The sequence below is a fragment of the Deinococcus sp. Arct2-2 genome (assembly GCF_004801315.1).
Classification (GTDB): Bacteria; Deinococcota; Deinococci; order Deinococcales; family Deinococcaceae; genus Deinococcus.
In genome coordinates this window covers 1-20,741 of the sequence record NZ_SSNW01000013.1, presented here as the reverse complement: position 1 = coordinate 20,741, position 20,741 = coordinate 1, and the positions used below count along the sequence as shown (strand labels likewise).

9 protein-coding genes are annotated in these 20,741 nt (G+C 60.9%); 6 read left to right on the top strand and 3 right to left on the bottom strand.

What is annotated here, in order from left to right:
* Positions 1–173 precede the first annotated feature (173 nt).
* Positions 174–2,483: an ATP-binding protein gene (locus E7T06_RS08075; RefSeq protein ID WP_168733434.1), complete on the bottom strand. Its 2,310-nt coding sequence runs from the start codon at positions 2,481–2,483 to the stop codon at positions 174–176.
* 631 nt (positions 2,484–3,114) lie between these two features.
* Between E7T06_RS08075 and E7T06_RS08070 the strand changes: the two genes are divergently transcribed.
* Entirely contained in the window at positions 3,115–4,674 is a 1,560-nt protein-coding gene (locus tag E7T06_RS08070; protein ID WP_136365323.1) for a DEAD/DEAH box helicase, read from the top strand.
* Positions 4,675–4,825: 151 nt separating this feature from the next.
* Here E7T06_RS08070 and E7T06_RS08065 read toward each other — a convergent pair whose 3' ends face one another.
* Complete coding sequence (locus E7T06_RS08065; RefSeq protein WP_136365322.1) at positions 4,826–5,776, bottom strand: site-specific integrase; 951 nt, start codon at positions 5,774–5,776, stop codon at positions 4,826–4,828.
* 388 nt (positions 5,777–6,164) lie between these two features.
* On the opposite strand from E7T06_RS08065, the gene E7T06_RS08060 reads away from it, so the two are divergent.
* From E7T06_RS08060 to E7T06_RS08045, 4 genes are all read left to right on the top strand, one after another.
* On the top strand, positions 6,165–9,848 hold the full coding sequence (locus E7T06_RS08060) for a PAS domain S-box protein (protein WP_136365321.1): 3,684 nt from the start codon (positions 6,165–6,167) through the stop codon (positions 9,846–9,848).
* 408 nt (positions 9,849–10,256) lie between these two features.
* Complete coding sequence (locus tag E7T06_RS08055; RefSeq protein WP_136365320.1) at positions 10,257–10,658, top strand: hypothetical protein; 402 nt, start codon at positions 10,257–10,259, stop codon at positions 10,656–10,658.
* A 109-nt stretch (positions 10,659–10,767) separates the two neighbouring features.
* A complete protein-coding gene (locus E7T06_RS08050) occupies positions 10,768–13,812 on the top strand; it encodes a diguanylate cyclase (RefSeq protein WP_136365319.1) in 3,045 nt (1,014 codons plus the stop codon).
* Between the two features lie 313 nt (positions 13,813–14,125).
* Positions 14,126–16,858, top strand: a complete 2,733-nt coding sequence (locus E7T06_RS08045) for an ATP-binding protein (protein ID WP_136365318.1) — start codon at positions 14,126–14,128, stop codon at positions 16,856–16,858.
* A 141-nt stretch (positions 16,859–16,999) separates the two neighbouring features.
* Here the strand turns inward: E7T06_RS08045 and E7T06_RS08040 are convergent, their stop codons facing one another.
* On the bottom strand, positions 17,000–18,193 hold the full coding sequence (locus tag E7T06_RS08040) for a GGDEF domain-containing protein (RefSeq protein ID WP_136365317.1): 1,194 nt from the start codon (positions 18,191–18,193) through the stop codon (positions 17,000–17,002).
* Positions 18,194–18,664: 471 nt separating this feature from the next.
* Between E7T06_RS08040 and E7T06_RS08035 the strand changes: the two genes are divergently transcribed.
* Positions 18,665–20,741, top strand: a 2,077-nt coding sequence (locus tag E7T06_RS08035) for a chemotaxis protein CheB (protein WP_276605565.1), incomplete at its 3' end; no start/stop codon positions are given.

The following is a 20,741-nucleotide window of genomic DNA, read 5'->3' as shown; positions in this document are numbered from 1 at the left end:
CCAAAAGACACCGAATCCCGTGAGCCGACTGTCGAGGCCCCCATTAAACTACGAATTGGGGAGGAGAGAGCCGCGCCGATGACGACGAGGTCAACAACCTCGGGTTAAGCGAGCAAAGGCCTGAGCCGAAGCAGTGTTTAGAGTTGTCTCCCAAACGGGGCCGCCGTTCCGTATCAGGTCTGGTGTGCTTCTGAAGGGCCGGGTAATGTGAAATGAAAGGTGCTGCCCTGTTCCGGAACCGACTCCACCCAGATGCGGCCCCCGTGATCTTCCACGATGCGCTGGCAAATAGCGAGGCCTAGGCCCGTGCCCTGATATTCGTCGCGGGCGTGCAGCCGCTTGAACATGACGAACACCTGCTCGAAGGCCTCCGGCTCCATGCCAATGCCGTTGTCGGTGACGCGGAAGTGCCAGAACGTGCCTTCCTGCTCTGCGGTAACCATGATTTCAGGCTCAGTCCCTTCCCGCCGGAATTTGAGGGCATTGCCCAACAGGTTTTGAAACAGCTGTGTGAGCCGGGGCAGGTCGCCGCACACCACCGGCAAGGCGGCAGTCTGAAGGTGCGCCCCGGCCTCGGCCACCGATCCGCTGAGGCGCTGCTGTGCGGCCCGAACAGCGTCGAGACTGGAGACTGCTCCGTAAGCCGTGATCTGTTCCGACAGGCGCGAGAAGGCCAACAAATCGTCGACGAGGGCTTTCATCTGCTGGCCGCCGCGCTGAATAAAGTCCAGATATTTCAGGGCGCTGTCGTTGAGGTCGTCGCCGTGCCGCTTCCGGAGAAGCTCGCTGAAGCTGGTAATGGTTCTCAGCGGTTCTTGCAGATCGTGCGAGGCCACCGATGCAAACCGTTCCAACTCTGCATTGGACCTGACCAATTCGGCGGTGCGCTGCTGGAGGGCGGCGACTCCCTGCGCTCCCTCGATGGCGAGGCCCAGACTCTGCACGATGGTTTCGACAACGGCGCGGTCTTCGGCGCTCCACATTCGTCCCGCAAACAGGCCGCAGCCGATAATCCCGATGGGGCGTCCGGAAGCCAGCACGGGCAAACAGGCGGTGGCCTGCGCATGCGACGTGTTGCCCGGCAAACTGTCGGTGTCGGCGTCGTAACGACTCTGATAAAAGGGCTGCTCCGTTTCCCACGGAACGCGCAGATGGTGGGTCGCCTCGTAGGGAAGGCCCGCCGCCACTGCCGCCTCTAGGCCGGGATCGCCGTAGTGTCCGGCGCGGGCCTGCTCGTACCAACGGCCATTTTTGAGCTCAAAATATGAAGCGTAGCCTTCAGGGAGCAGCGTCATCAGTCCTGCTAATGCCCGCTGCGCGAGTGCGTGTGGCGGCGCATTCACGTTCAGGTCGCGGGTCAGGTCGCTAAAGCCTTGCAGCGCACGGGCACGGGCTTCAAGTTGGGCATTCTGGCGGGCCAAGAGTTCGGCTTGCTGCCGCGCCTGCTCTACATGTGCCCGTTCTAGGGCAAAAGCGTAGGCGCTCATCAGGGCCGAGGCGGCTTGCCCACGCAACAATTGCAAAAACGCCTGGTACGCTTCGTCAAACTTTTTGCGGGGATTCAGGCCCACCACCAGCAGGCCCAGCAAGGTACTCCCGTCGTTGTGGAGTAAGGGCAACGCCGCCACCTGAGTCACGGGTTCCGGCCAAGTCGGAGCGGGAAACGGCGGAACGCCGGACAACAATTGCAGGTCTGTTGAGTTCTCAGGGTGAGGCAAGCGTTCGGGTGCGCCCGCCGCAAGCACCTCTTCCAAACGAGTGGCTGCCGCCAAATGCAAACCTTCCGGGTGGTGCGCGTTCTCCGCCGGGCCGGGAAGGTACAACAAGGCCATGGGCGCGTCGTGCGGATTTTCGGTCAGGGTGTCGCAAATTGCCCCGGCCACTTCCTGCGCGGTTTGCGTGCCCACCACGTTGGCGGTCAGGCGGGCCAGCGTATGGGTGCGCCGCTCTCCAATCACCCGTTCGGACACTTCGGTACAGGCCACAAAGAGGCCGTCTACCTTGCCGCTCGTCCCGTACACAGGTGCTCTATAGATAGGTGTATAGGCAAAATCGAAATAACATTCTTCTAGGTAGCCGTCGCGGTTCAGCGGCACCAGAGCGCCCTCGGCGGCAAAAGGTACACCGCCGTTGAGTAAGGCGTCGTAGACGGGCTTTAGGGCCGGGTAAGCATCCTCGCCAAAGGTGTCGGCCAGCCGTGCCCCCAGCGCTGCCGGATGTTTTTCTTGCCCGAGCAACACCCGGTAGGCGTCGTTGTACAACCCAATCATGTCGTGCGTCCAGCCCACGAACATCGGCTGCTGAGAAGCCAACATCAGGTTCAGGCAGGTGCGTAACTCGGCGGGCCACTGTTCAGGTGTACCCAACGGCGTCGCCGCCCAATCGAATTCCCTGATCCGCTGCCCCATTTCGCCGCCCGTCACTGGGGTCATGCCAAACTTTTCAGCCTGAATACTGTGGGTCTGCGCTGGCTTGTCGGGCATGTCAGACCTTGAAGATGGGGGTGACGCAGAGGGTGAGGAGCGGAGGGAAGTCATCGGAATGCTGCCTAGAGTAACGGCGAGCAGCGGGTTCTACCAGCTGCAGCGGGCGATGAAGCTAAAGCGTTAAGCCAGATTCAAGACTGTCCTGACGTGGAATACCAAACTGAACAGCAATTCAGAATTTTGCGGCAGGGGGTTATGAGCCGTTGTTAAGAGCAGTCACTAAGTGTGAGCGCGTCCCTCACGCAGTCACGCCCCGCGCTGACCGACAATCAGGTACACTGCGCCTTGTGAATCCCCGCGTTTGCGGGTGGCGTTCAGCCCCGGTGCCCTCCGCCGCTTTTGAGGTGGAAGACATTAAGACAGTAATTGCGCTGAAAAGAATTGTTTCTGGCCTAGATTCTCTCTTTATCGATCCTGCGGTTTCCGAATTGCCGTGGCCTTCTCTAAGGGTGGGCCTGTGCCGGAAACGTGGTGTGCGGCGAGTCTTGCTGCGCGGTTGGGCCTCTCAGGCGGGGTATTCAACGTTCTACCCTTTCCGCCTGCGGCCCCTGCCTGACGCCGCATCCCACCACGCCACTGCCCCATTTAGGCCTAGGCCTAGGCCGGGTTCGTCGGCTCAGGACGCCTCATGACCTATAACCGCAATGCATCAACTGCCCGCCCCCGTCCCTCCTCTGACCAGAACTCCGGCAACACGGCCACGCTAGAGCGCCCTGCCCAGCCTGTAGCCTGGCAAACCCTGCTGGGCGGCCGCATTCCCACGCCCGTTCAGGCCGGAGCCATTCCCGCGCTGATGGACGGCCAAGACGTGATTACCACTGCCCGCACTGGCAGCGGTAAAACGCTGGCGTTCCTGATTCCTGCCGCCGCACGCGGCATTGGCATGGGCACCACACGCGGCATGCGTCCCGAAGTCCTCGTCGTCACGCCTACCCGCGAACTCGCTGTGCAAATCCGCGATGTAGCCCGCGAACTGGGCATGTCGGCAGGCCGCATTACGGGCGGCATCACGCCTTCCCAGACCCGCAGCGAAGCCACCGGCAAGGGCCTGATCGCCGGAACCCCCGGACGCCTCAAGGACCTGATCAGCCGCAACGAACTCAGCCTCGCGGGGCTGAAATACGTGGTGCTGGACGAAGCCGACGAACTCTTGTCGTTGGGTTTCCTCAGAGATGTGGGCGATATTTTGCGTGCAGCCAAAGGCCAAGCGGCTCAGGCGCAGGCCGAACATCGGGGCCGCACGGGAGCGCGTCCGTTGCAACTGGCGATGGCGTCGGCCACCTTCCCGGCCGCCATTCGCAACATTGCCGAGCAATTTATGCACGAGCCTAAGCGCATCGATATCGCGCCTGACCGGGCCGCCTTGTCTGCCGAGCAGGGCGGAAAAACCGATCAGGACGTGATGGGCGGCGCGACTGGAGCCACCCACCTGATCATCAATGTGACGCGGGGCAACGTGCTGGACATCGCCGCCAACCATGCCCGCGAAGCGCTGCGTGAACCCGGCGGCTGCGTCGTCATTTTTTGCCGCACCAAAGCCCTCGTCAAGCGCCGCGCCGAACACTTGGCCGATCTGCTGCCCGGCGACGTGGTCAGCCCGCTGCAAGGCAACATGGATCAGAAAAAGCGTGAGCACGTGATGGGCCTCCTGCGCAACGGCAAATCCCGCGTGCTGATCGCCACCGACATCGCTGGGCGCGGCATTGATCTGCCTGAAGTGCGCTTGGTCATTCATATGGACGTGGCTTCGACTTCCGAAAACCATGTCCACCGTTCGGGCAGAACGGCGCGTGCGGGCCAACCCGGAACCAACCTCGTGCTGCTGATTCCTGAGCAGCGCGGCCTCTGGCAAGGCGTGCGGCGTGGATTGCCCGCCGCCCTGCAACCCCCTTTGACCAACGAAGAAGGCCAGATTGACCGTGAAATTCAGGAAAAACAGGGCGGAAGCGGCGGTGGCGGCGGCCAAGGCCGAGGCGCACGCGGCAGCCAGGGCGGCAGTGGTCAAGGTGGCGGAGGACAACGCGGCCAAAGCCAGCAGAGTCAAAGTCAACACAGCCAGGGCCGGTCACAGCAGGGCGGGCAGTCGTCCAGTCAAGGTCAGTCGGGGCGCTCGGGCGGTTCGACTCAGGCAGCAGGCGTCGGCGCAGGCCGAGTCGGGCCACAACGCGCCCGCCGAGGCCGCAACTAAGCAGTAGCACCAACTAAAAGATTGTTTTGATCGTGGACGGGCAGGCTCTTAGGGGCTTGCCCGTTCCTTTTTGACTCACAAATTACGCGGGAATAACAAAGCTAATCAATCCCAGCCTCTCTACCCTTGAACTCGCCCTTCAAGTCAGCCCCTAGAAAAACTCCACCTCACCCGCCACATCGTCATCTTGCACCGCCACATACCGCCGAGTCGTATCCACGCTGCTGTGCCCTAAAAACAGCCCTACCCGCGTAAAATCCCGTGTGGCCGTATATAACCGCGTCCCCGAATGCTTCCGCGCCGCATGAAAGCCCCGCCACACATGCCCGTAGCCTGCTGCCCGAAACACCTTTTGCATCTGATAGGTGGCCTGCGCGTACTTCCAGTCGAAGAGGCTGCCATCTTCCGAAACGGGTGGAAGAACAGCGAGAGCCGCCCGCACCCGCTTGCCCAGTGGCACGCGCCGGATTTTGCCACCTTTGCCCTTCACCGTCAGCCGTGCGCCGTCTATATCGGCCACCTTTAAACCCAGTGCCTCACTCACCCGCAGGCCCGCATGAGCGCACAGCAGGAGCAGCCCCGCCAATCTGGGTTCGCACTGCGCCAGCACTGCGTCTATTTCGGCCATATAAGGCGGATTCTTGACGATGCCGGGCGTCGGATCAGGTGGGACGTGGGCATCTTCAAACGGTTGCGCTTCGGTGGCTCCGGCCCAGCGCAAAGCGCGGTATAAGGCACGCACTCCCGCGACATACTGCGCCACCGTAGACGCCGAGAGTGTGCCGCTTTTGCCGCGCCCCAGCGTAGGCCGGGTTTGTAACTGCGCCACGTAGCGGCCGCCGTCGCGTCGTCCGGGGCGTAACAGTTGTACACCGTTATCCTGCGCCCAAGGCACAAAGTCGCGCACGGCCAAAGCATAAGCTTCCAGCGTTTTGAGGCTGGTGCGTGCGCCTTTGCGGCTGGCAGTGGTCATATAAGCCCGCGTGACCTGTTCCAACATTTCGGTGTCGTAGGTACTGGCGGCTTCTACTGCCCGCACCCGCAACGCCTGATCCGTCAGGTTGGAGATGGCGAGTGAGCTAGCGGCCCGGACAAGACTCATGACTTCCATTCCATCATCAGCCGATTCTAGCTGGCATTTATAAGTTTTTCAAACTAAGCGCCATTAGTGCGAAAATTCAGGGCATCTGAACACCAGGTTTCAGGAGCGGCCGCATAAGGCTCGGGCAGAATCAATAGGCTACCGTTCCCCTCAAAACGGTTTGGACGGCCCTTCTCGGCCCTCCTGTGGCCCCGGATGTTTCCGGTGTTGAGGGATGGAATGAGGCAGAGTTCGGCGCACCACCACCGTCTCAAGCTGCGCTCCAGCCTCCGCACTTTTGTACGACTTGCGCCTCCGCTGCTCAACCGGCTTGCCCGACGACTGGAAGGAAAGGAACTGCAAAGGGCAAACTCTAGTAGACGGCGAAAGTGCGCCCTATCTTGGAAGAATGCTCGAACCGTCCGGGACGTCCGTCGTGCGCCCATCATTAAGTAAGCGCCTTCAGGATGTCACGGAGCTTCTGGCCGCCGCCCAAACCCAAGACGATGTTTTTGATGTGGTGCTGAAGCCTGCGCTTGAAGCAGTCGGCGCAATTTCGGCTGTCATTTTACTTCTCAGCAGCGGCGGAGGGCAGCTCGTTCATACCGCCACCCACGCGCCTGAACAATACGGCGGAGGAAACGCCGTGCCTCCTTTCTGGCAAGGTGGGCCGCTCGACAGCCGCTTGCCTACTGGAGAAGCGATTGCCCGCAACGCGCCCCTCTTTTTTGAACATGCGGGGGCGCTGACCACCACCTACCCGGCACTGAAACCCGGACTAGGTGCGGTGCCGCCCGTAGCAACGGCCATTTTGCCCATGTTCGAGGGAGAGCGTGCGTTGGGCGTCCTTGTGCTGGATTTCCGGGAGCCGCACCAGTTTACAGGGGACGAAAAACGGTTCCTGCGGACCCTCAGCGCCCAGTGCGGAATTGCGCTGAGTCGCGCCCGACTGACCGCCAATTTGCAGCAGCAGCTTCACACCCGCACGTCTTCTGATGCAGGCGATGCGGCAGCAGAAGCACTGGCCTACGAAGCACTGATGGCCTTGACCGAAACGACTGATCTGTCAACCGATCCACTCGGCAGGGCGCGGCAAGCTGTCCAGTTGTTGCAGCGCCATGTTGCCTCTAGTCGCGTGGTCTACGCAGAGGCCACAGACTCGGAATCTGAAGAAGGGGCTTGGAAGGCGCGGGTCTGGAGCGACACCATCGACTCGGCGCTCCTACGCGGGATCGAGGTTGGGCTGTCCACTTCTGGCACAGTCTCTTCTCCCATGGCCTCCTCTGCCCCAGTCACCATGATGTTGCACACGCGCCGCCCTGTCTTCGTAGACGCCGACCCGACGAATCCAGCGGACGGCACCTGTGCCTACTTCCCGCTGGTTATGGGCCGGTCAATGGTGAGCAGCACAGCGGTGGGCAGTCCGGGCAACGTTCGGGGCCTACTCTCGGTGAGTCTCGACAACGTTCCGAAGTGGCAAGGCGCTGACCGCACCATGATCCGCGCAGTGGGCCGGGGCCTGCAAGTGGCGCTGGAACGGGCCGAGCACGCACGGCAACTGGAAGAGGAACAGGCGGCGCTCGATGCGTTTTTATCTTTTGCCGAAGCGTCTGCCCTGACCACCGATGTGCAAAGTTTGGCCGGCCGCGCCGCCGAGGTGCTGTGTACGACGTTGGGTGCGGTCAGCGTGGTGTATTACGTGCTGGAGGGCGAAGTCTGGAAAGCAAAGGTCTGGTCTCCGGGTGTGGAGCCAGACGTGCTGGCCGCGTTGCAAGCAGGCATTCCCACCTCTGCCCCCAGTTTTGCCGAAGTCTCACAGACTCGGGAAGCCGTCTTCGTGGCCAGGTGGCAGGCCGCCCAAGACGGCGTGCAGGAAGCACAAGACTTCGGTGCAGTGGCACTCTATCCTCTCTTTTTGGTCAACGCCCCTCACGGCCTGCTGACGATGGGCACCCAGCGGGCCACCGACTGGACAGACCGCGAACGCCGGGTGTTCCGCGCCGTGGGCCGCAGCCTCGCTTTGGCCCTAGAGCGGGCTGAGCAGACCCAGCGCCTCGAACTTCAAAACGCAGAACTCGGTGCCCGCACCCGCGCCCTCGAAGTGTTTGCCGACCCGTCCCTCGGGCTGTCTCCAGAACTGGACCGGTCTGTGCTGATCAGGCGGGCACAAGAAGTGGTGCTGTCGCGCCTGCCGGAAGGGTACGCGGCGTATTACGAACCCGAAGGCGGGTTATGGCGTGAGCGAGTCCGCACAGGAGATGGGCGAACGTCGGGGCAGCTGGGAGGCAAGGACGCCGAATTTCCTGACGCCCTCCTGCACCGTTTGGAGAGGGCTTGGAACACCCTCCAGCCGTTCTATCAGGGCGCGGCGGCGGGACAGAGCGTCAACACGGGAGAGACGGCTTCATCAGCGACAAGCACTCTGGCCACCCTCAGGCTTGACGTCAATGGAGAAGCCGCCGGGGTCATGGCCTTTGTCCTGTCTGATGCACGCCCCTGGACTGCTCTGGAAAAAGTGGTGGTGGAAACGGTGGTCAGGAACTTGGGCTTGGCATTGGAACGGGCCGACAGCGTGGCGCATCTGGCCGCACGAACCCGCGAAGTGACCGAATGGCGCGAACGGTACGAGGTGGCGGTGCGGGGTTCGGGCCATCTGCTCTACGACTGGAACCCACAAACAGACGTCATCTTGTACGGCGGCGCGGTGGCCGAAATTACCGGCTATCAGCCGCACGAGCTGGCCGGGCATCTTAGCGACTGGACGGAACGGCTGGTTCACCCAGACGACCGCGCCCGGTTTTCGGTAGAGATTAGCCGTGTGATCGAAGAAAACGATGAATTTCATTTGGCCTTCCGGGTGATTCGGTCAGATGGCAGCGTGCGGCATGTCGAAGACGACGGCTACCTCATGCGCGGCGAAGACGGGCAATTGACGCGAATGGTGGGTTTTTTGAAGGACGTGACCGAGCAGAAACGGGCTGCCGGGGAGTTGCGCCGGGTGTCCCGTTTCAACGAACTGATTCTGAACAACGTTGGTGACGGCCTGACCGGAGTCGACCTTGAGGGCCGAACTTCGTTTGCCAATCCAGCGGCATTGGCCCTGCTCGGCTACGAGCCACACGAGTTGATTGGGCTGCCGCAACACGCGCTGATTCATCACACCCACGCCGATGGTTCGGCTTATCCACGAAGTGAGTGCCCGATCTACGCCGCGTTCACGGATGGGCAGACGAAGAGCGTGCAAGATGAAGTCTTTTGGCGCAAGGACGGAACCAGCTTTCCGGTGGAGTACACCAGTACGCCCATTCGCAACGAGGCAGGCAAAATCGAGGGTGCAGTCCTGGCCTTCCGCGACGTGAGCGAGCGGCACCGCACCCAGCAGGCGCTCCAGCACAGCAATACGGAACTGCTCCGCAGCAACGCCGAGTTGGAACAGTTTGCCTACGTCGCCAGCCACGATCTTCAGGAACCGCTACGAACCGTGACCAGCTTTGCGCAGTTGTTGGTCAACCGCTACAGCGGCCAACTGGATGCCAAAGCCGACACCTATATCCGCATGATTACGGGCGGCACAGACCGGATGGCCCAACTACTCCAAGACCTGTTGACCTTCTCGCGGGTGACCAGCGAGACCCAATTTGCCACCACGCTCGACACCGCCGCCCTGATGACACAGGTGGTGCAAGACCTGCATGACCAGATTGCCCGAACGGGGGCGCGGGTCACGGTAGGCCCGTTGCCACCCGTTGTGGGGGACGTTTCGCAGTTGCGGCAAGTGTTCCAAAATCTGCTGGGCAACGCCCTAAAATTTAGCGCACCGGATCAACTGCCGGAAGTGTCCATAGAGGCCGCGCATCAAGACGGGTGGGTTCAGTTCAGCGTTCGGGACAACGGAATAGGGATTGCCCCAGAATTTTTTGACCGAATTTTTACCATCTTCCAGCGCCTGCATTCGCGGGATGAGTACGAAGGCAACGGCATAGGGCTGTCTATCACCCGCAAGATTGTCGAGCGGCACGGGGGCCGACTCTGGCTCGATTCCAATGTCGGTCAGGGCACGGTCTTCTCGTTCACTCTGCCTGCTGGCGTCTAACTTGGGCAGTCAGGACTCTCGAGTGCAGTCGATAAATTTAAGAGTTGAGCTTGAATAGACGGATTCTTCGAATATGGCGCAGGCGTTCGCGGGTGAGATCGTTGTACGGATGAGGCAGGAGACCAGAGAGTTACGATGTGAGGTGCAACTTTCTTAATCTTATTTAAGAAGTGGCGTTTTAATACAGCCAACTTCAAAATCAATGACGGATGATTGCAGGAAGTGACCTCATGTAGTGGCAGCGCAACGTTCTTGATAGACCCACCGGTGATCAATCCCCCTCCCCCGACTTTACCCGGATGCACCACGCCAAGGACTGTGACGCCTGAGGCTCTACACTGCCTTGTCTGTAGCCTTACCTTTCCAACACGTCTTGTTCTCGCCGCTCCTGCTGAGGCTGGTTGAAAAATGAATGATCCACTGTTAGAGGCGCTGCGCCAAGCAGCAACGTGGCCCAAGGCGCTCCACCGCGTCGCCAGCGCAGGAGGCGAACACTTTTTCGCTGGATTCCACCACCTCTTGCCCGGTGGCATGCCCTCCGATCCCCAAATTCACTTGTCGTTAGGGCCAAGTGGACAAGTCATTTGGCAGCGTGGCAACGGCCCGGCGTTGGTAATGTATCTACTGAACTGGGGCATGTCGGCGGGGTGGCGACTTCAATTTCAGGTAGAGCAGGAGTTCGACGAAACGGGAGACCGGCCCCTCTACACGGTCAGCATCGTAGGCGTCGGGGAATATACGGCGCACGATCCGTTGACGGCTACCTTGCAAAGTTTGGCTCTGGCCCAAGCCCGCGAGGCTCAACGTTAGGGTACTGGGCCAGAAGATAGACCCTCCCTCAACTGGGCTGGCCCTCTCGGCATCCTTCAGGCAACCTCATGCAGAAGTCTTGTCAGGAAGCGTTGACTAGACTGTGGGCATGACCGGGCCAGCCATACCCCCGCGCGCCCTGCCCAGCGGAACAAAAACGCTGAGGCGGGCGTATGTGGTGACGCTGGTGACGCTCGGTACCCTCAGCGTCGGCTCGAATGTCATTTTGTCGGCGCAGATGACCGCCAGCCGCAGCGATACACGGCTGGTTGCTTTGGCGGGGCGGCAGCGTATGCTTTCGCAGCGAATCGCGTGGGATGCCCAACAATTAGCCCCACCTCTGGCCCGCTTGCCCGCCGTACAGCAAGCCGGACTCCGGGCCGACCTGCGCCGGAGCATAGGCGAGTTCAGTTCGGCGCACCTGCGGCTGCGCGATCCGGAATCGGGGCTGTACCATGCCCGTGACGCCGCAGAAGTTCGGGCGCTGTACTCGGGCCGCCTCAACGCTTCAGTTCAGGCGTTCGTGGCCGCCAGTACACGGGTGTTGAATCTACCAACCGGGCAACTCCTAGCCGGAAACGCCGATGTGGGCTGGATAGAGGCACAGGCGCGTGGGCCACTGCTGGCGCAATTGGAACAGGCCACGACCCGCGCCGAGCAGCGCAGCACGGGGTATATCAGCACGCTCAACCGCTTGGCTTGGATTCGGGTGGGGCTGGTGCTGACGCTCCTCACGGCGCTGGGCCTGTTTGTGCTCGGCCCGCTAGAGCGGCGCAACCGCAACCTGCTGACCAGCCTCACCCGCGAACGCAATTTTGCCCGCACCATCATTGACACGATGGGTCAAGGCTTGGCCGTCACCGATGCACGGGCGCGGTTTACACACGTCAATCCTGCCTTGGCGGCCATGCTCAGCCACGCTCCAGACAGCTTGACCGGACAAAGCCTGACCGATTTGGTGGTGCCTACAGAGCGCAGCGCCCTGACTGACCTGTTGGCGCAACGGGCTGGAGCTGAGCCGCTCTCGGTCAAAGAAACCCAGATTCGAGAAACACAGAGCCAAGAAACACAGAGCCGAGAAATACAGATCAATGCTGCACAGGCGCATTTTCAGTTTCGGCGCAAAGACGGGAGCGTCATGTCGGGCATGGTGAACAGCGTGCCGTTGATGGGAACCGATGGGCTGGGAGCCGTGACCGTCATTACCGACCTGACGGCCCACGAAACCGCCGAGCGGGATGTGCGAGACCGCGAAGCCCGCTACCGCACCTTGGCCGCCCATTTTCCAGAAGGCGCGGTGGTGTTGTTTGACCGCGACCTGCGCTACTTGCTGGCTGATGGGGCCGGGTTGGAGTCGGTGGGGCTGCGGCGCGAAACGATGGAAGGCAACACCGTCTACGACATCTTTCCGCCGCAGATTGCGCGGGCCATTGCGCCCGATCATCTGGCGGCCTTGCAAGGCCAGTCTTCGGTGCGCGAACTGGAGTTTGGGAGCCGCACCTACTTGGTGCAAACCTTCCCGGTGCCGGGTGAAGAAGGCGTGCAGTACGGCACCGTGATCGTGCGGGACGTGACGGGGCAAGTCCATGCCCGTACCGCCCTAGAGCAGCAGGCCGCCGAACTCGCGCAGTTGGCCCATGAAGCCGAAAGTGCCAGACAAGATGCCTTAGCCCTCGCTGAACTGACCCGCAGCCTCGGTGGGGCACGTACGCTGAACGACGTGACCACCAGCACGTTTGACCTGTTGGTGCCGTCCATCGGGGCCACGTGGCTGGCCCTCGTGAAAATCCGGGAAGGGCAGGCCAGATTGTTGGCGCTGCACGGACAAGTCAGCCCCGAATTCCGCACCGAATTGGAGCAGCATTCGGCCTTCTTGGGTCAGGAGTTGTGGCAAGCCGCCAGCCTCGGCCCGGTGTATCTGACCCAAACTACCGAGCCTAAACTGGCAGCCAGAGGGGTCACGGGACTAGCCATCGTGCCGCTGCCGCATAAGCCGGAGCGTGGCCTGACCGTGTTGGTGGCGGGGCGGCGCGGCCAAGTGGCCCCGTGGAGCGGCCCGCAACGCGCCCTCCTCGAGGCAGGGGCGAGAACCGTGTGCGCTGCGTGGGAGCGCGTGGCCCTGCTGGACGATCTGCGTTTGGCGGCCGAACACGCCCGCGCCCTCGTGGAAGTGTCGCAACTCACCGAAGCGGGCTTGTCGGCCCAAGAGGTAGCGCAGCAGGCCTGCGCGATTGTGGGCAAAGTGGCGGGGGCAGACTGGGCCGGATTGGTGGTGGCCCAAAACGATCAGGCCCGCACCGTCACGGCCTACAGCAGCGGGCGGGCCAGCCGCGCCTACATGGACTTGATGACGCGCGGGCTGGTGCGGGGACAAGGAGTGATGTGGCAGGTGTTCGATTCCGGCAAAGCGAACTATGTCAACGATTACGCCGCTCATGAGGGCGCAAGCAGCGAACTGATTCAGGCGGGCGCACGTTCGGTGCTGTGGGTACCGCTGGCCCGCTCTCACGACCTGCAATTCATGTTGTGCGCCGTGCGGTTGTACCAGAAAAAAGACTGGTCAGAGCAAGATCAGGCGTTGTTCGGGGCAGCGTCCCGCACGGTTTCTATGGCGCTGGAACGGCAAAAGCGGTTACAAGAACTGGAATCGGCAGCCCTGAATGACCGCCTCACGGGGCTGGCGAACCGCCGCGCCTTCGAACTCGATTTGCAGAGGTTGGCCGCTGAAGCGGCGCGGCATCAATTGATGTTTACGGTGGTCGTCATCGACCTAGACGGACTCAAGGGAGTCAACGACAGTGGGGGGCACGCACACGGAGACGCGCTGCTGCACACCTTTGGGCAACGGTTGAAGGCTGCGTTCCGGGCCGAAGACCGGGTATACCGCTTGGGCGGCGATGAATACGCCCTGCTGTTACCGCACACCGCCGCCGATGCCGCTGGAACAGGCGCAGACCTCAGCGCCGTCAGGCAACGTCTTCGGCAGACCATCGATCAGACGCGGGCCGTAGGCTTTCCGGCTGCTGGCGCAAGTGCGGGCCTGAGCTCTTTTCCGCTTGACGGGACGGCCGCCGCAGACTTGGTCAAGTTGGCTGATCACCGGATGTACGCCGAGAAACGGAGTCATCAGGCGCAGAGGCTGTCGGCGACGTAGGGCGGGAGGTGGGATGGTTGGTACAGTGCCAATCATTAACTGTTATTCCTCAGTAATTTGATCGGTATCGCCCAGCCCCTTGCGCAGCTGCCGAATGAGGCACTGGTTGCTCGTCTCACGATCTAAACTTCATCCTTTTACAGTTTTGACAGTATCTTGTCTTTACAGTACAATTCAATCGATTCCTAGTACTCTTGATGTCAGGATGACGCTTCTACGTGGCTCTCTCAATTACAGGTTCAGCATCTTAAGCATTGATTTTCTTTTAATAAAACATACGGTCATTGTTTAGTCAATGAGGTAAGGTAAGCGCATGTCTTCGCCGCAGACCAATGATGTGCGCCTTCAATTGGCTTTGAGGGCGGCCCATCAAGGCGCGTGGGAATTTGACTTGCGGAGCAACACAGGCTACCGCTCGCCCGAACTGCGGGAATTGTTGGGCGTACAACAGGGCGATCCTTCGCTGACCGACTACTTGGCTCATGTGGACGCCGCAGACCGGGCGTTGGTGATGCAGGCGTTTGCAGAACTCCGCAGCGGGCAGCGGGAAGAATCAGTGTTGCAGTACCGCTTTTTGCGTGACGACCAACAGCCGCTTTGGGTAGAGCAGCACACGTTTGTCGAACGGGACGAACGTGGTGCGGCGGTCAGGCTTTACGGGTTATCGCGCGACATTACGGCCCAGAAGCAGACCGAACAAGCCCTTCACGACCTGAACGCCACCCTAGAGGCCCGCGTGACCCAGCGCACCCAGCAACTGGTGGAGGAACGCGCCGCGCAGGAGGCGTATGTGGCCTTCACGGAGGCAGTCGGCACCGAAACCGATGTGCTGGCACTGGCGCGGCAAGCCATCATTATGCTGCGGCTGCGCTTTGTGGGCGGCACGGTGGTGTACTACGAATACCAAGACAATCTTTGGAAGGCACAGGCCTGGAGTGAAGATGTAGGGGGCGAGCTGCTACAGACTTTGGTGGCCGGACTGCCGACCACAACCCCGCTCATTCAGAGTGCATTGGACTCGGACAGCGGTTTTTTTAGTGGACTCTGGAATCCAGAACAGATCAGCCACACCGAGTCTTACAGCACTGCGGCTGGCTACCCGCTGGCGGTGCAGGGGCAGATTAAACATTTGCTGCTGCTGGGCCTCAAGGACACCGGAGGCTGGACGGATCAAGATCAGGCGTTGGTGCGGGCGGTGGGGCGCAGTCTGCGGTTGGCACTGGAACGGGCCGAAGTGGTGGCCGAACTGGGCCGCCGAACCCGTGACCTAGACCGCGCCCGCAGGCAAGCCGAGATGCTGGCTGTGCTGGGAGAATCGCTGCAACGCGCCACCACGCCCGATGAGGTGGCTGGGCTGGCTTTGCCGCGTATCGGGCCAGCTATTCAGGCCCAGAGCATGTTGGTGGTGCAGCTCGAAGACGGCCAGATTCGCCTTCCGACGCTGTGGGGCGATACCCCGCAAGCGGTGGTGGACTACATGACTCGCCCCGGCCTAAAGCTCAGCGAAGCGCCCATTTTGCAGCGGGTAGCCCAGAGCCGCCACAGCATCTACCTGAACAACTACCGCGCCGAACCGGGCACGCTTGCCACGTTTCCGGAATTGGCCGGGGCCGTAGAGCCGATTTGCCTGCCCGACGACACTTTGGGCGGGTTTTTGGTGGCGTGGCGTAAGGAAGAACACGGCGCGTGGCTGGAGCACGAACAGGATTTGCTGCGGCGGGCCGCCAATACGTTGGGCCTGGCCCTAGAGCGGGCGGTGCAGGCGCGGCAGTTGCAAATGCAAAAGGCCGAAGTGGAGAGCCGCAACGCCGCGTTGGAAGCGGTGGCCCAGTTGTCGCGTGACCTGATGTTTGACACAGACCGCTACCCATTGGTGCGCCGCGCCCAGGAGATCGTGCTGCGGCTGGTGCCGTCTGGGTACGCGGCCTACTACGAACCGGAAGGCGAGCTGTGGCGGCTCAAGACACTGGCAGGCGATTTTGGCGATCCCGGACTGGAAGCGCTGGCCGAGGCTGGGTTTCCCTTCGGTAGCCCCACGCTCCGAACCCCGTGGACAACCCGCCAGCCGTTTTATCAGGATGTGTACACGCACGGCCTCGATACCCCACCCGAAATGGTGCAGCACATTCACGCCGTTGCCACGCTGCCTTTGCTGATGAATGAAGCCCCAGTCGGCGTGCTGGTGGTGGCCCTGTTCGGTCAGCGCACTTGGACGTCTGTCGATAAAGCGGTGCTGGAAACCACCGTTTCGGGCCTCGGCTTGGCCGCCGAACGTGCGGAGCAGGCGCGGGAACTGACGGCGCAGCGTGACGCCCTTGATGTGCGGACACAGGCGTTGGGCGCGGCCAACGAGGAGTTAGAGGCGTTTGCCTACTCGGTCTCGCATGACCTCCGCACGCCTGTTCGCCATATCGCCAGTTTTAACGATCTGGTGCGTAAAGCGCTGGGCAGCGAGGTAGACCCCAAAGTCGGGCGCTACATCGGCGTGATCGATCAGGCGGCGAGGCGTATGAATACCCTCATTGACGCTATGCTGGATTTGTCCCGAACCTCGCGGCAACCGCTGAGGCCAGGGTTGGTGGATTTGGGAACGCTGGTGGCCTCCGTACAAATAGAGGTCAGCGCCGAGGTGCAAGACCGGCGAATCGAATGGAAACTCGGGCACTTGCCCCTGGTCATGGGCGATCTGGAATTGCTGAGACAAGTCATGCTGAACCTACTGTCGAACGCGGTGAAATACACCGGCCCCCGCCCAGTGGCCCAGATTGAAGTGTGGGCTGAAGAGCGCCCCGACGAATGGGCGGTCTTTGTGCGCGACAACGGCGTAGGCTTCGATCCCCGCTACGGCGACAAATTGTTTGGCGTGTTTCAACGCCTACACCGACAAGAAGATTTCGAGGGGAACGGCGTAGGGCTGGCCAACGTGCGCCGCATCTTGGCGCGGCACGGCGGCCAAGTCACCGCTGAGGGGCACGTGGGGACAGGAGCCACCTTTGCGTTCACGCTGCCCCGCCCTGACCAGATGGGCCAAGTTGACTCCAGTTAGGAGAGAAGAAGCACACAGTACGGGCTCTGCCGTACCCACCTGTGGCTGATGGCCGTGTCCTTCAGCAGGGTTGTGGGTAGGGGAACTCAGCGGAGTCCATGTAGGCTGCGGCGCCTACATTTTTCACATCAATTCACGGGTCTAAAACAGCCGCTCTATCAAGGTTGGGTGTCGCGGCCGTTCGGGACGGGACGAAGCGCGGTGGGGGTTGTTGCGGCGCTTCTCGACATACATTCGCTCATCGGCCACGCGCACCAATGCCACACGGCCCCTGACTTCTGCGCCGGAAGCCGCTCCCACACTGACTTGGATAGATGGCCGGTCAGGGCGGGACACTTGCTGGGCAGCCAGGAGCACCCGTTCACGGGCGGCGGCCAACTGGGACACTCGGCACAGCACCGCAAACTCATCGCCGCCCAAGCGGTAGGCAGTGGTTCCGGGCAACAAGTGCGCCTGCAAAAAGCGTCCAAATTGGCGCAGCATTTCGTCGCCCGCCGCGTGTCCGTAGCGGTCATTCAGTCCCTTCAGGTCGTCTACGTCCATCATCAGGACCGCAGCGTTGTGGGCGTGGTCAGCCCAAGCCGCGCTCAGGTCGGCATCAAAAGCGCGGCGATTGGCAAGGCCAGTCAACGGGTCAAGCAGGGCGCTGGATTTGAGCAGACTCATGGCCCGGTCAACACACAGCAGCAACCACCACAGCAGGGCACCCAGCGACAAACTGAGGCCCGTAGACCAGACCACGCCTATGGCCCGGTCAGCGGGCAGAGGCAAATCGGCCAACAGGCCCACCACCACTGCATGCACCGCAAAGATCAACATGCCGCGCCCACGCAGTTGCAGCGCAGCCATCAGGGTGGGGAGCAGGAGCGCGGCGCTGTACCCTGCAAAATCAGTGATAAACGTGTGTCCAACACCGGGACTGAGAGTCAGCCACGCCAGAAATACGGGAAGACAGGCGAAAAAGAGGACGCTTCCCGCCAATGTGCGCCAACGATCCAACAGCGTGCAGAGGCCGACCAGCAGCAGAAAGACAGCGTCGTGGGGCAAGTTGGTGGTTTGTCCGGCCAAGAGTTGCAAGATTGCGCTGAATACAGTCAGCAACGCAGCCAAGGGCCAGATCAGACGGCGAACTTGCGCCCTCGGGCCAAGTTGCGCTGGATTGGGCAGCGAGGTGGGCTGTAACTTGGGCAACGCGGCGCGGGCGATGGGGCGGCGTTTGCCCGGCTCCGCTCGCCCCGTGGCCTGAAGCGGGTCAGAGTAAGCTGTGTGCCGGGCGGCAGGCCACCGCAAGATCGTCCGCCCAGCGGTGGGAAGTTTGAACCGAAGTCCAGTCACATTCACCAGCGTGACAGAACGGCCCTGACGATGAACCGAAATTTTATAAACAACAACTTAGTATTCTCATACAAAGATGCAAAGTGGTCAGTCAATCTTCATGTAGAATATAAGCGGGACAGTCAGCTGAGAATGTTTGGCGAGAGTGGCACAGCCGACTCCAGCTCTTGATGACGGCATGGGCAATAGATTAATGAGTACAGGCAAAACAATGAGAAGCACGGCCGTATACAGCAGTAACCACGGACAGAAACGAAGACCTGGCGCTGACCCAGGTCCGAATCAGCCTTCAACAGCTCACTTTCCCTTTGATGTTGCACCCGGACTGTGAAACTGCTCCTGCGCCTCGTCTTTGACTTGAAAACGGGGTCGGCCGCTCTGTGATGGCCAGTGTCCACCGCCGCAAATGACGCACCATCATTCGCACCCTTGCTCCGTCTTCTCCCCTTTCCTTTTTGAGGAGCGCCCATCATGACTTCACCTACCGATTCTCCCACAACTGCTCTCTGGATGGTCGGTATTGGCGGCTCGGCAGGCGCTCTAGACGGCTACGAACGGTTTTTTAGTGGCATGCCCAGTGGCGCGGGCATGAGCTTCTTGGTGGTGCCGCACCTCGACCCGCACCACAAAGGCATGATGCCCGAACTGCTGCAGCGGTGTACGCCCATGCCCGTCGTACAAATCGAAGACGGCATGCAGACCCAGCCGGGCCATGTGTACGTCGTTCCTCCCGGCAAAAGCCTGAGCGTGCTGCGGGGCACATTGCTGATAGAAGACGCGGTTTCCAATCCGGCACCTATCGACAGTTTTTTCGAAAGTCTGGCGCGTGACCAGGGCGAGCAGGCGGTGGCGGTGGTGCTGTCGGGCATGGGCGCAGATGGGACCCGGGGCCTGCAAGCTATTCACAACCATTTAGGGTGCGTACTGGTGCAAGACCCCGTGACCGCGCAGTATCCGGCCATGCCCGAAAACGCTGTGGCAACGGGTCTGGCCGATCAAGTGCTTCCGGCCAGCGAACTGGCCAGGTACCTGTATGACTGGGCACACGGCGTACCCGCTGTTCAAAACAACGCGCTGCTTGATGGAACTGGCGACCTGAAAGCAGGGGCCACACTGTATAAAATTTTGCTCCTGATCCGCAAACACACCGGGCAAGATTTCTCGCAGTACAAAAAAAGCACCATCGTGCGGCGGGTCGAGCGGCGGATGAAAGGTGATCAAGTTGCGGATCTGGCCGAATATTTGCGGTACCTGCAAGACAATAAAGATGAAGTGGTGGCCCTCTCCCGCGACCTCGTGATCAATGTGACCAGCTTTTTTAGAGACGCAGAGGCTTTCGAGCGCCTGTCGGAACATCTGCGCCGCAGCCTGCTGAATCGGCCCCAAAACGACATTCAGAATGCCGACACCTTCCGGGTCTGGGTGGTGGGCTGTTCGACGGGCGAGGAAGTCTACTCGGTGGCCATGATTTTGTGCGAACTGATGAATGAGGGCATCGGCGGCACGCTGAAGATTCAAATTTTTGCCTCCGACATCGATGAGCAGTCTTTAAACCGCGGGCGCGAAGGATTTTACCCGCTCGACATCCATTACACCGTGTCTGAGGAACGGCTGGAGCGGTTTTTTGTGCGGCACTCGCATGGGTATAAAGTCAAACCCAGCCTGCGCGACATGATTATTTTTACCCAGCACAGTACATTTGGCGATCCTCCGTTTACCCGGCTGGATTTGCTGACCTGCCGCAATATGCTGATCTATTTGGGCAATGACTTGCAAAAGCAGTTGCTGCCGCTGTTCCACTACGCGCTGAAGCCCAATGGCCTGCTCTTTTTGGGGCCGTCGGAGACCATCGGGCAGGTACGGCACTTGTTTTCCAACCTCGAAACCCGCTGGAAAATCTTTCAGCGCAATCCCGGCCCATCGGGGCCGATCAATATTGGGCGGGGAATGTCTGGGCTGTCGGCTTCCGGAATGACACTTTCGGCGGCGGTACAACGAGAGAACGCGAAAATCCGCCGCCGCACAGGCGAACTCGACATGCCCGGTGCTGTACAGGCCATGTTGATGAGCCAGTGGGCACCGCCAGCCGTCATTGTGGACGAGGCGGGCAATATTCACTATGTCAGCGGACATACCAGCACCTACCTAGAACTTCCGGCGGGGCAGCCTAGCAACAATTCCAATGTGGTAGATATGGCCCGGCCCGGGCTGCGGTATGAAGTGGCGTCTGCGCTCAGAATCGCCGTCAGCGATCAGCGGGAAGTCATCCACCGAAATCTTCGCCTCTCGGTGGGTGAAGGCACGCTGACGTTCGACCTGATCGTGCGGCCTATCGCCACGCCCCTCGTTCTCAAAAACCTGCTGATCATCGTTTTTGCGCCGCCCACTGCGCCCGTATGGGACTTGACCAGTACGCCGGAAATGAGTGGGGCGGCAGGTCAATTGGCCGAGTTGGAGCGGGACCTCAGAATGACGCGGGAGCATCTGCAAGTCATACGGACTCCGATTAAAAAGAGTAGAGTGGGGGATCAACAAATTCTATTCCCCC